Origin of the sequence: Pontivivens nitratireducens (assembly GCF_014235845.1) — a bacterium.
Lineage (GTDB): Bacteria > Pseudomonadota > Alphaproteobacteria > Rhodobacterales > Rhodobacteraceae > Pontivivens > Pontivivens nitratireducens.
Genome location: NZ_JACJUQ010000024.1, coordinates 17,125 through 29,011 on the forward strand (window position 1 = coordinate 17,125; position 11,887 = coordinate 29,011).

Annotated in this window: 11 protein-coding genes; 1 reads left to right on the top strand and 10 read right to left on the bottom strand. The window is 61.7% G+C overall.

All coding sequences use genetic code 11. The features are described from left to right. Window positions 1-24: 24 nt before the first annotated feature. From H1S03_RS16325 to H1S03_RS16355, 7 genes are all read right to left on the bottom strand, one after another. Window positions 25-933: a histone deacetylase family protein gene (locus H1S03_RS16325; RefSeq protein WP_185805226.1), complete on the bottom strand. Its 909-nt coding sequence runs from the start codon at window positions 931-933 to the stop codon at window positions 25-27. Next, entirely contained in the window at window positions 930-3,656 is a 2,727-nt protein-coding gene (gene glnE, locus H1S03_RS16330) for a bifunctional [glutamate--ammonia ligase]-adenylyl-L-tyrosine phosphorylase/[glutamate--ammonia-ligase] adenylyltransferase (RefSeq protein WP_185805227.1), read from the bottom strand. The genes H1S03_RS16325 and glnE overlap by 4 nt, the downstream gene beginning before the upstream one ends. 51 nt (window positions 3,657-3,707) lie before the next feature. Then, window positions 3,708-4,019, bottom strand: coding sequence for a hypothetical protein (locus H1S03_RS16335; protein ID WP_185805228.1), 312 nt, complete (start codon window positions 4,017-4,019; stop codon window positions 3,708-3,710). A 64-nt stretch (window positions 4,020-4,083) separates the two neighbouring features. Then, window positions 4,084-4,563, bottom strand: coding sequence for a GNAT family N-acetyltransferase (locus H1S03_RS16340; RefSeq protein ID WP_185805229.1), 480 nt, complete (start codon window positions 4,561-4,563; stop codon window positions 4,084-4,086). Beyond that, a complete protein-coding gene (locus tag H1S03_RS16345) occupies window positions 4,560-5,333 on the bottom strand; it encodes an enoyl-CoA hydratase-related protein (protein ID WP_185805230.1) in 774 nt (257 codons plus the stop codon). Before H1S03_RS16345 ends, H1S03_RS16340 begins: the two co-directional genes overlap by 4 nt. A 99-nt stretch (window positions 5,334-5,432) precedes the next feature. After that, complete coding sequence (locus H1S03_RS16350) at window positions 5,433-5,879, bottom strand: cytochrome c-type biogenesis protein (RefSeq protein ID WP_185805231.1); 447 nt, start codon at window positions 5,877-5,879, stop codon at window positions 5,433-5,435. Beyond that, entirely contained in the window at window positions 5,876-7,852 is a 1,977-nt protein-coding gene (locus H1S03_RS16355; RefSeq protein ID WP_185805232.1) for a heme lyase CcmF/NrfE family subunit, read from the bottom strand. The genes H1S03_RS16350 and H1S03_RS16355 overlap by 4 nt, the downstream gene beginning before the upstream one ends. A 66-nt stretch (window positions 7,853-7,918) precedes the next feature. On the opposite strand from H1S03_RS16355, the gene H1S03_RS17410 reads away from it, so the two are divergent. Beyond that, complete coding sequence (locus H1S03_RS17410; RefSeq protein WP_185805233.1) at window positions 7,919-8,728, top strand: PAS domain-containing protein; 810 nt, start codon at window positions 7,919-7,921, stop codon at window positions 8,726-8,728. A gap of 106 nt (window positions 8,729-8,834) precedes the next feature. Here H1S03_RS17410 and H1S03_RS16365 read toward each other — a convergent pair whose 3' ends face one another. The 3 genes from H1S03_RS16365 to H1S03_RS16375 form a co-directional block, all read right to left on the bottom strand. Further along, complete coding sequence (locus H1S03_RS16365; protein WP_185805234.1) at window positions 8,835-9,572, bottom strand: hypothetical protein; 738 nt, start codon at window positions 9,570-9,572, stop codon at window positions 8,835-8,837. A 388-nt stretch (window positions 9,573-9,960) separates the two neighbouring features. Next, complete coding sequence (gene lpdA / locus H1S03_RS16370; RefSeq protein ID WP_185805235.1) at window positions 9,961-11,352, bottom strand: dihydrolipoyl dehydrogenase; 1,392 nt, start codon at window positions 11,350-11,352, stop codon at window positions 9,961-9,963. Between the two features lie 69 nt (window positions 11,353-11,421). Beyond that, the gene (locus H1S03_RS16375; RefSeq protein ID WP_185805236.1) at window positions 11,422-11,850 is read right to left on the bottom strand and encodes a DUF924 family protein; all 429 of its coding nucleotides are present in this window, start codon (window positions 11,848-11,850) and stop codon (window positions 11,422-11,424) included. Window positions 11,851-11,887 lie beyond the last annotated feature (37 nt).

The window sequence follows — 11,887 nt, forward strand, 5'->3', positions numbered from 1 at the left end:
GCCGCATAAGTCATGTGGCACAAGTCATGCCGCATGTCGCGCGGCTGCCGCCACCATCAGTGCGTGTCGGGCCGCGATCCGGTCCGGTTCCGGTCCGTATCCGCCGCCAATCACTCCGACGACTGGTATGCCCCGCATCCGCGCCGAGGCAAGCACGTAGTCGTCCCGCGCCGCCAGCCCGGCATCGCTGAGCGACAGCCGCCCCAGCCGGTCCGCCTGATGCGGATCGACGCCGGCATTGTAGAACACGATATCCGGGCGCACCTGATCCCATAGCGGCGTCAGGGCCTCGCCCAGCACCTCCAGATAAGGTTTATCCTTCAGCCCATCGGGCAAGGGGATGTCGATGTCCGAGGTCTGCTTTCGCACCGGATAGTTCTTCTCCGCGTGCAGGGACAGGGTAAAAACGGCAGGCTCCTCCGCGAAGATTGCGGCGGTGCCGTCGCCCTGATGCACATCGCAATCAACCACCAGAATGCGGCTCATCTGCCCCTCGTCCAGCAAGGTTCGCGCCGCGATGGCCACATCGTTGAAAACACAGAACCCCGCGCCGCACCCCGGACCGGCATGATGCGAACCGCCCGCCAGATTGACTGCCACACCGTGTTCCAGCGCCAGCCGCGCCGCCAGCGCCGTGCCCGCACTGGCCAGCCGGGCACGCCGCAGAACGGCTTCGCTCTGCGGCAGGCCGATCTCACACACTTCCGCCGCCGTCAGGGACAGGCGAAAGGCACGGTCGGCGTAGTCCCAGCCCTGCGCGGCGGCCACCTGCGACAGGCTGGCCGGTGCGGGGGCGAGGTAGCCGCCCGTTTCCGGCAAAAGGCCCTGCCTGACCAGATGCGCCCGCAGATAACCATATTTCGACATCGGAAACCGATGCCCCGTCCGCAGGGGCGCCATGTAATCGGGGTGATACACGATCGGCAGGCTCATGCGAGGCGGTCGGATATCAACGCCGAAACGGTGTCGATCCTGCTCTCCAACTCGGTGCGCAGCGCGTCGAGATCGTCGAACCCGGTCTGGGCCAGCAGCACCTCGATCAAGGCCGGACCTGCGCGATTGGGATCAAATTCACCATCGAGCGCCACCCGTCCGATGGCCTGAAGCGTGCTCATCAACTTTCGGGTCTGGGCAATGCAGGCGGCCTCTTCCTGATTCAGCCAATCGTGCAGGACCAGATCCGCGATATCGGCATTGCACGCCGAGGTCAGCAGGCAACCGGCCTGAAGGAACAGGTCGATGTCCAGCAAGCGACCCGGACCTTGTTTGACCTTCCATATGCTGCCGGGGCGGTGCGCCTCCATCAGGCGACGGCGCATATCGGCGGTGTCGGCGCGCACCTTCTCCGCGTCGTGCGGCAACGCTATGACCTGCGCGACGGCCTGCGCGGCCTCTTCCTGCACATCAGGCGGTCCAGCCACCGGGCGGGCGCGTGTCAGGGCCAGATGCTCCCATGTCCATGCCTCACGCGACTGATAACGCCGGAACGCAGCCAGCGAAGTCGCGACCGGTCCCTGTTTGCCGGAGGGCCGCAGGCGCATATCGACCTCGTACAATGTGCCCTCGGACGTGGGCGCGGTCAGGGCGGTAATCAGGCGTTTGGTCAGCTTGGCATAGTATTGTGGCGCGGCCAGGGGATCGGGGCCATCGCTCATATCCGCGGCATCCGCATCATAGAGCATGATGAGATCCAGATCGGAGGAGGCCGTCATCTCGAACGAGCCGAGCTTGCCCATGCCCAGCACGACGGCACCGGCACCGGGGGGCGCACCATGGCGGGGGACCTGCTCCTCGATCACAAGTGGCAAGAGCGCGACGATGCAGCACTGGGCGAGGTCGGAATAGGCTTTCTCCGCCGAGTGGCCATCCGCGATGCCGCGCAGCAGATGCACGCCGATGCGAAAATGGACCTCTTTTTGCCAACGGCGGGTCGCATCCAGCTTCGCCTCGTAATCGTCCGCATCGTTCAGAGCCATCATCAGCGAGCGTTCCATGGCGTCGAGCTCGGGTAGTTCTGCGAAGAATTCGCGGTCCAGAACCGCGTCGAGGACACTGGCGTGCCGCCCCAGATACCGCGCCAGCGCCGGGGCGGTCGCACAGATCTCGACCAGCAAATCCTGTAGGGCGGGCCGAGCCTCGAACAGGGAGAACACTTGAACACCTGCCGGCAAGCCCCTGAGGAAGCTGTCGAAATGAACCAATGCCGCATGGGGGTCAGCCGCCCCGGACAAACGTTTCAGGATACCGGGGGCAAGCCGGTGAAACAGCGCCTCGGCCCGGGGGGAGCGCAATGCGGGCAGGTTCGGCCAGGCATCGGTGATCTGTCGCGTGCCCCCATCCGTTTCGAACTGCGCCTGCGGGCGCTCATCCTCCGCCTCGGGCGGCATGCAGATGGCGTGCACCGCGACCAGTCGTTCGGTCAGCGCCTTCAGGAACGCCCCTGTGTCGTCGCAGCCGCACAGCGCCGCCAGCCGTTTCAGCGCGTCCGTGTTGCGGGGAACCGTGTGGGTCTGCGCATCGTCGAGCATCTGGATGCGATGTTCGATGTCGCGCAGGGCCGTGTAATGCCCGGTCAGGGTTTCGGCGGTGCCGGGGGGGATGTGCCCTGCCCGCTCCAGCGCGTTCAACGCGTCAAGCGTGCCGCGTGTCCGCAGCGAGGCATCGCGCCCACCCGCGATCAACTGCCGCGTCTGGGCGTAGAATTCGATCTCACGTATGCCGCCGCGCCCCAGCTTCACATCGTGGTCGGCGGCCTCGATCGGGCCGGACAGGCCCTTGTGGTCGCGGATACGGTGCATCATGTCGCGCACGTCACGGATCGCGGCGAAGTCCAGATAGCGGCGCCAGACAAAGGGGCGCAACCTGTCCAGAAACGCCTCCCCCGCGGCGATGTCCCCGGCGCAGGGGCGCGCCTTGATGAAGGCGGAGCGTTCCCAAGTGCGGCCCAGACTCTCGTAATACCGCTCCGCCGGTTCCATCGCCATGCATACCGGCGTGGTGGAGGGATCCGGGCGCAACCGCAAATCGGTGCGGAACACATAGCCATCCCCGGTCTGCGCACCGATTATCTGAGTCAGCTTCTTGGTGACGCGGATCAGGGTCGCGCGCACCTCGGCATAATCTTCGGGGGCGTGCTGAGTCTCATCGAACATGCAGATCAGATCAATGTCGGAGGAATAGTTCAGCTCCCCCGCGCCCATCTTGCCCATGGCGAAGACGACATATCCGGCATCGGCGGGCGTGGCGGGCAGCTTGCCCCGGGCGATCTCCGCCGCGATCAGGTGTTTTGTCGTATGGTCCAACGCCATATCAGCGAAGCGGGTCAACGCCGCCGTCACCTGCATTGTCGGCCATATCCCGCCCAGATCGGCAAGCGCCGTCAGCAGGGCGACACGCTGCTTTGCCTGTCGCAACATCTTTGCCGGATCGCCCTCGGGTGGCGTGCACAGCACGTCGAGCGTTTCTTCGGGTTCCTGCCCGGCTACGGTATGGAGCCATTCGGCCTCAGCCTGCGCCAGCCGGGCCAGGTGATTGGAACTGCCTGCCGCGCCAGCGATCAGCCGAGCCAGCGGCCCGCTGAACGAACCAGCGACGTCCTGCCCCCGGGTCCGGTCGACGGCATGGGGAAATTTCTTGATCCGTGATGCTAAACTCATGCCGACAAAAGGCCACTGCCGCCCCGGCACGTCAAGCGCCCAACGGCAGGTTCAACGCGGTCGCGACAAAAGGGCCGGAATGCCAAAGACAAGGTTCGCGGCCATCAGTGTCAGAAGCCAAGCCTCAAGCGGTGCCGTGTCCGCTGAGAGATCGGACGCGGTCCACAGCTCGAGCAGCATGGGCCAAACGCGCCAGAGGATCGCCAGATCGGTCAATAGCATCGCCGCAATCAACAGCCAGAAAAGGACGGTGTTTCCGCCCCGACGCTCGGGCGAAACCGTCACGTTGATCGGTCGTGTCGCACCTGAAGTCGTGCCTTGCGGCACTGCCGGTCCCATCCCCGGTTCACGTCTGCCGTTCATATCGGTCTCCCTTATCCAAAGGAAAATATAGGGGGTATTTTATCGTCTTCGAGTGAGGGCGCCCTCAATCCAGACGATATTCCATGACGAAATTGCGGATCACCTGCCCACGCACCGGAACCTCCTGCGCCTTCGTCTCGTGCCAGCCTTGTCGTTGCAGGAACGGGCGGGCGAGCAGGCTTGCCTCCGCCCAGAGGCGCTTGCAGCCCTGATCGCGCGCCATCTCCTCGATCCGGCGATACAGGCGGTCGGCAAGTCCGGTGCGTTGTCGGGATGGCAGGACGAACAGGTGGTCGAGCAATCCGTCACTCCCCCGCAGAGAGGCGAAACCGACGATGACGGACGCTGCATCCACCGCGACAATCACGTCGAGGGGCGCCAGCAAATTTTGCCATTTCACGGGATCCGGTCCGGAACCGGCCCATGCCAGCCGTTGCGCCGCGTCGTAATGTGCCGCACTCCCCTGCATCACCGCCATGTGGAACACCCGTGCGATGCCGGGCACGTCCCCCTCACCCATCGTGCGGATCGTATCGCTATTCATCTGCCCTGATAATCGGCGGGACGTTTTTCGAGGAAGGCCATAACCCCCTCGACGAAATCGCGGGTGTTGCCGGCCTCTCCCTGAAGGCGGGCCTCCAGCTTCAGTTGCTGATCCAGATCGTTGTCATAGCTGGCGCGCAGGGCCTGCTTGATCCGCGCATAGGCTTGGGTCGGGCCGGTGGCCAATTGGCGCGCGCGGGCGGCGATGTGATCCTCAAACTGATCGTCGGGGATGGCGGCCCAGATCAGGCCCCAATCGTCGGCCTGCCTTGCCGTGATCTTGTCCGCCAGCAGGGCCGCGCCCATCGCCTTGGCAAAGCCCATCTGCCGGGGCATCCAGTAGGTGCCGCCCGCATCCGGGATCAGACCGATCCGGGCGAAGGCTTGCAGGAAATACGCGCTTTCGGTGGCGATCACGATATCTGCGGCCAGCGCGAGATTCGCACCCGCCCCGGCAGCCGCGCCGTTGACAGCTGCCAATGTCGGGATCGGGCAATCATAGATCGCCCGCAGCATCGGTTCATACTCGTCATGCAGGGTCTGTTCCATATCGACGGTCTTGCCCGCCGTGTCTGCCAAATCCTGACCCGAGCAGAACCCGCGCCCCGATCCGGTCAGCACCAGCGCCCGCGCCTCCTTGCCCGCCTGCTCAACCGCGGTGCGGATCTCCGCCCGCATACGGGTGTTGAGGCCGTTCATCACGTCGGCCCGGTTAAGCGTGATGGTCGCCAGACCCTCGGACACGTCGTAAAGGATGGTTTCGAATGTCATGGCGCCCTCCCCGCTGAGTTTTGCCGAAGGGTATCGTGCCAAGGGGCGCGCGCAACAGGTTTCCGTGGCGTCATCCGGGCCAGTATGGCGGTAAGTGATCTAGTCGCGCGTCAGCCGCTCGACCTCGGCCAGTTCCTCCGCGCTCAACGGATCGGCGGTGGCGACGCCACGCCGTCTGGCACGCAGGACGAGTGCCAGAAGAACCAGCAGGAACAGCACCGGACCTGCCAGCCATAATGCGATATTCGCGCCCGAAACACGCGGTTTCATCAGGACGTAATCGCCATAACGCGCGACAAAGAAGTCCTTCACCTGCTGGTCACTGGCCCCATCGCTCAGCAATTCGCGCACGATCACCCGCGCATCCGCGGCCCAATCCGCGTTGGATGACGCGATGCTCTCGGACCGGCACAGAACACAGCGCAATTCATGATCGAGCGACTGGGCGCGCGCCTCCAGCACCGGATCCGACAGCATCTCATCCGGCTGAACCGCTTGGGCCGACAGCGGCCAGAACAGGGCCAGCAATATGACCAGCACCCTCATTGCGCCGGCACGGCTTGCGTGCCCCGCGCCCGTGCCGCGCCGACACGATAACGCCGATCGCTGAGGCTGAGCCCCCCGCCCACGGCCATCATAAAGGCACCGAACCAGATCCAGTTCGCGAACGGCTTGATCCAGCTCCACATCGCCCAAGTGCCGTCAGGCTGTTGATCGCCCAGCGAAACATAGAGATCGCGCAGCGGTCGTGATTGGATGCCAGCCTCGGTCGTGGGCATCCGTTGCACGGGATAAAAGCGTTTTTCAGGGTTGAGCACCGCCACAACACCCCCGTCGCGTCGCACCGTCACGGTTGCCATGTTTGTGCTGTAGTTCGGCCCGCGCCCCGCCTCGACCCCGTCGAGCGTAAAGGTATATCCGCCCAGATCGAAGCTTTCGCCGACGGCAAGGGTGCGGATGTCCTGCTGCTCCCACGCCGTAAGCCCCGCAATACCGAAGATCAGGATGCCCAGCCCGGCATGTGCAATGGCCTTGCCCCATTCGGAACGGGGAAGCCCCGCCAGACGCGGCCGTGCCGTCGCGGGTCGCGCCCGCCAGCCTCCGGCCTTCTGCACCAGATCGGCCACGACGCCCAAAATCACCCAGGTCGCCAGCGCCGCCCCGACCGGAGCCAGCATCCGCCCGCCGGTTTGCAGCGTCCAGACCAGCGCACCCAACGCAACCGACGCTGCCAGCATGCCCCACAGGGGCTTCATCGTGCGGCCCAGCTTTGCCCGCTTCCACGGCAGCATCGCGCCGATGGGCAAGATCATCGCCAGCGCGATCATGAACGGCGTGAATGTGATGTTGAAGAATGGCGGCCCGACGGAGACTTTTTCGCCGGTTACCGCCTCCGCGATCAGGGGCCACATCGTACCGATGAAGACCACCGCGCAGGACACCGCGAGCAGCACGTTGTTGAGCACCAGACCCGATTCCCGGCTGACCAGTGCAAAGGCCGTGGTTGCGCGCATCCTCTCCGCCCGCAAGGCGTACAATGTCAGCGAACCGCCGATGGCGACAAACAGGATGCCCAGCACGAACAGACCCCGCGTCGGATCCGTGGCAAAGGCATGTACGCTGGTCAGCACGCCAGAGCGGACGATGAACGTACCGATCAGCGAGAACGAGAAAGCCAGGATCGCAAGCAGGATCGTCCAGCTTTTCAGGGTGTCACGCTTTTCCACCACGATGGCGGAATGCAACAATGCGGCGGAGAGCAGCCACGGCATGAAGCTGGCATTCTCGACCGGGTCCCAGAACCACCAACCGCCCCAGCCCAGTTCGTAATAGGCCCACCAAGATCCCAGCGCGATGCCGATGGTCAGCATGATCCACGCCATCAACGCCCAAGGGCGCACCCAGCGCGCCCATGCCGCATCCACCCTGCCCTCGATCAACGCCGCGATGGCGAAGCTGAACGTCATGGATAGACCCACATAGCCCAGGTAGAGAAACGGCGGATGAAAGGCGAGGCCCGGGTCCTGCAACAGCGGGTTCAGGTCGCGCCCGTCCGCCGGAATGACATCCAACCGCGCAAAGGGGTTCGACGTGAACAGCAGGAACGCCAGAAACGCCACCCCGATCGCCGCCTGAACCGCCAATGTCCGCGCGCGCAATGCATCCGGCAGCGCACCGCCGAACCATGCGACCATGGCGCCGAACAGGGCCAGGATCATCACCCACAGCAGCAACGACCCCTCGTGGTTTCCCCATGTTCCCGAAACCTTGTAGAGCATCGGCTTGGCGGAATGGCTGTTGGCCGTCACGACCTCAAGCGAGAAATCCGAAGTTATAAACGCGTACATCAGCATGGCGAACGCGCCTGCGATCAGGACGAACTGTACCTGTGCGGCGCTGTCCGCGAAGGCCATCCAGCCGGGCCAGCCCCGGTCCGCCCCGATCAGCGGTATCACCATTTGCAGTGTCGCGACCATCAAGGCCAGCACCAAGGCGAAATGTCCAAATTCTGCGGTCACGTATACGGCTCCTTCGGTTCACGTCCGATATACCCGTCCGGGGCCCTCCCCTCAATGCGCATCCGCGTGAGCGATATCGCCACACCCGTTTACCGTTTCTTCATGGCTGCCGGTCAGTTTCTGAAAAAAGAGGAGATACGTATGGTCGAGCAAACGGAACATTCCAGCACGGGTACACTCGACCGGTTCGAAGCCATCATCTCGCATCTGCCCGGTATGCTGTTCCGGTGCCACGTCCGAAACGGGCTGCCGCTGATCTGGATCGGGGGCCGGATCAAGGAAACGACGGGATTTGGCCATGCGGATCTGTTGAACAATATGGGCGGTGCCTGGTCCAGATTGATCCATTGCGACGATCAGGACCGGGTGGTCGCCGAAATAAGCGCAGCCATGGAGGCGCACGAAAACTGGCAGAGCAACTTCCGCATCGTCTGTCGGAACGGCAAGCAGGCGTGGGTCCGCGGAATGGGCGGTGGTGTCTACGACTCGGATGGTCGCCCCCACAGCCTGGAGGGCGTCATCATAGATATGACATCCCAGATGGAGGAAAAGGAGGATTGGCAGGATCGTGCCCAGCGGGCACGTGAACGTACTGTCCAGATCGTCGAGGCGACTTCGGACATGCTCGAAACGCTGCAATCGCTCAGCGTATTGTCGATCAATGCCTCGATCGAGGCTGCACGTGCCGGCGATGCCGGACGTGGGTTCAGTGTCGTCGCACAGGAGATGAACAGACTTGCCGCGCGGGCGGAAAGCACAGCCACCGCAATACGCCGTGCAACCGGTTCCGACAGGGGCAAGACGTCCGACATTATGCGCAAGACGGAGCTTTCCCTCACCCGTTCGATTACGGAAACTCAACCGGTCCAGGTCTGAACGAGGACCGGAGGAGCCTTGGTACGCAAGGTGCGAATTCAGTACATTCCGTATCTGATCCTTGCGTCACCTGCGAAACATGAAATGCACGCAGGTTAGTCTTTCATCAGTTCCCGATGGAAACCGACAAACCCCCTACACTCGCGGAAATTCCATCCTCCAGCGAAGCGGAGACAGAAATACCGGAGGACGTTGACCCGCCATTATTCGAAGATGTGGACCCTCCCGAGGATGAACCTCCATCATCCGATGAAGATGCGCCGGCCACATCCACACTGATCGAGTCGCTACCAGTATCTCTTGACGATCCCAGATTGACATCGATGAAATCGTTACCGCTATCGGTACCTTTGCCAAGCACGCTGATATCGACAAGCGAACTGCGGTCCGTATTGGCAGTGCCGCCAACTTGAACATCGGCCAGAGCTGTGGCGTTCAGATCGCTCGTCACCCCGATTCCGTCCGAGGTCGAGACATCAGCCGCAACATTCACAGTATCAGCCACATTGATCGCGGTTGTGACCACCTCACCGGACTGGCCGCCCCCGCCCACCCCAAAGTCGATAACAAGCAAGCCATCGCTGGAGACACTGACGTTACCGGACGACGTATCTGTGGGCCCTTCAACCGAAGGGTCTACACCAACCACGACGGTGACGCCGTCCACCTCCTGCATGTCATCCTCCATGGCGAGGCATCTTGCTTCGATCATATCATCAACGATGGCCGGGTTCAGACCCTTGATGCTGTCGCAAATTGCGTCCGACTGCTGCGCCTGCGCACCGATAGCGAACAGCAAGAAACTGCACGCGGTCGTCGACAGAAGCCTACCAAAATAAGTCATTCCAAACCTCCCAGCTTGAGGAATGCCTGAATTCGCAAAGTAGTAACGAAAATAACTATAATTTAGTTTAATCATATTTTACAATATATATATGATAAAATAAACCTGATGACCAAAAATTACGCGCAAAAAATCGCAAAAACAATATTCGCTGAATATACTAAAGTATAAGCGATTCGATTTCTATCAGACATAAAACCATACCACATTTTAGGGCTACTGATGTGCAAATTCGCACGCTTAGGTAGAGTTTGCCGAGAAGCGATCTATCACGCCTGCGAATGCCCGAAACATCACGCAACAGTGCATTCCCATCTTTAGCCATTAAAAAAAATGGCGCCGACGGTATGCCGCCAACGCCATCACAGATCGATCTATTGGATAAGTATCAGTAGTGTATTGCCCGATCGTAAGCGTCCAACACGCTTTCATGCATCATTTCGCTCAACGTCGGATGTGGGAATACGGCGTGCATCAGGTCTTCCTCGGTCGTCTCCAACTGACGGCCGACAACGTAGCCTTGGATCAGTTCTGTCACTTCGGCACCCACCATATGCGCGCCCAGCAGTTCCCCGGTCTTCGCGTTGAACACGGTCTTGACCATCCCCTCCGGCTCACCCAAAGCGATTGCCTTGCCGTTGCCGATAAAGGGGAAGCGGCCGACCTTGATGTCGAAGCCGAGCTCCTTGGCCTTCGCCTCCGAATAGCCGACGGAGGCGACCTGCGGATGGCAATAGGTGCAGCCTGCTATGCTCTCGGGCTTGACCGGATGCACGTGCTTGCCGGCGATCTTCTCCGCCACCATGACGCCTTCGTGGCTGGCCTTGTGCGCAAGCCAGGGGGCACCCGCGATATCGCCGATGGCATACAGACCCTCAACGCCTGTGCCGCAATATTCATCGGTTACGACATGGGTGCGGTCGATCTTGACGCCCAGATCCTCCAGCCCCAGCCCCTCCACATTCCCGACGATGCCAACGGCGGAGATGACGGTATCGAATTCCAGCTTCTCAACCTTGCCGTTCGCCTCGATATGCGCGGTGACCTTGCCCTTGCCACGGTCGAGCTTCTTGACCGTGGATTTCTCCATGATCTTCATGCCCTGCTTGACGAACTGCTTCTTGGCGAAGGCAGAGATTTCCGCGTCCTCCACCGGCAGCACCCGATCCATGACCTCAACCACGGTCGTGTCAGCGCCCAGCGTATTGTAAAAGCTGGCGAACTCGATCCCGATCGCACCGGAGCCGATGACCAGCAGCTTCTTGGGCATCCGCGGCGGGACCAACGCGTGCTTGTATGTCCAGACCAGATCGCCGTCCGCCTCCAGCCCCGGCAGTTCACGTGCGCGCGCGCCGGTCGCGACGATGACGTTCTTGGCCGTCATCTCCTCCGTGCCCTTGTCGGTCTTGACGGAAACCTTGCCCTTGCCGGTCAGCTTTGCCTCGCCCATCACGGTGGTGATCTTGTTCTTCTTCATCAGATGCGCGACGCCACCGGACAACTGCTTGGCCACACCGCGAGAGCGTTTGACCACAGCGTCTATGTCGTAGCCGATGCCGTCTGCCTTCAGCCCGAATTCCTTGGCGCGGTGCATCAGGTGGAACACTTCGGAGGAGCGCAGCAGCGCCTTTGTCGGAATACAGCCCCAATTCAGACAGATACCGCCCATATGTTCGCGTTCCACGATGACAGTCTTGAGGCCCAGTTGCGCCGCGCGGATCGCGGCCACGTATCCTCCGGGTCCTGCCCCGATAACGATCAGGTCGTATTGTGTGGCCATCTGGTACTCCTGCCTGAAAAATGGTTTGAAGCCTAACTATCTCGAAATGGATGTCGGCGCAAATTCTGTTTAGGCCGCATCCGCATCCTGAAGCGCCCGCAAGGTGGAGCCATACGCCCCCTCTTCGAGGTAGCGCCGCTCCGCCGGAGTGGAGACACGGCCGAGCGCCTCATTCCTGTAGGGAAAGCGTCCGAAGGTACGGATGACCTGACGGTGCGCGCGCGCATGGAAAAGGTTGTCCTTGCTGTCCGGCATTTTGAGCATGAACAGGCGCACGGCGCGTTCCTGATGGCTGAGGCTTTCGGAATGCATATAGGGCAGATAGAAAAACTGTCGCTCCGGACCGGTAAAAACCTGGTCGTCATTTCGCGTTATCGCATGTCTGGCGGCGGACAACGCCAAATTGTCCGTGGCAAATGAGGTGCCCCGCCCCCGGAACATGTTTCGCGAAAACTGATGAGAGTGTCCGACCTTTTGTGTATGATTGATCCGGTTCATGCTTCACCAAAAGGAAGCATGAATGACCATCTCGAAA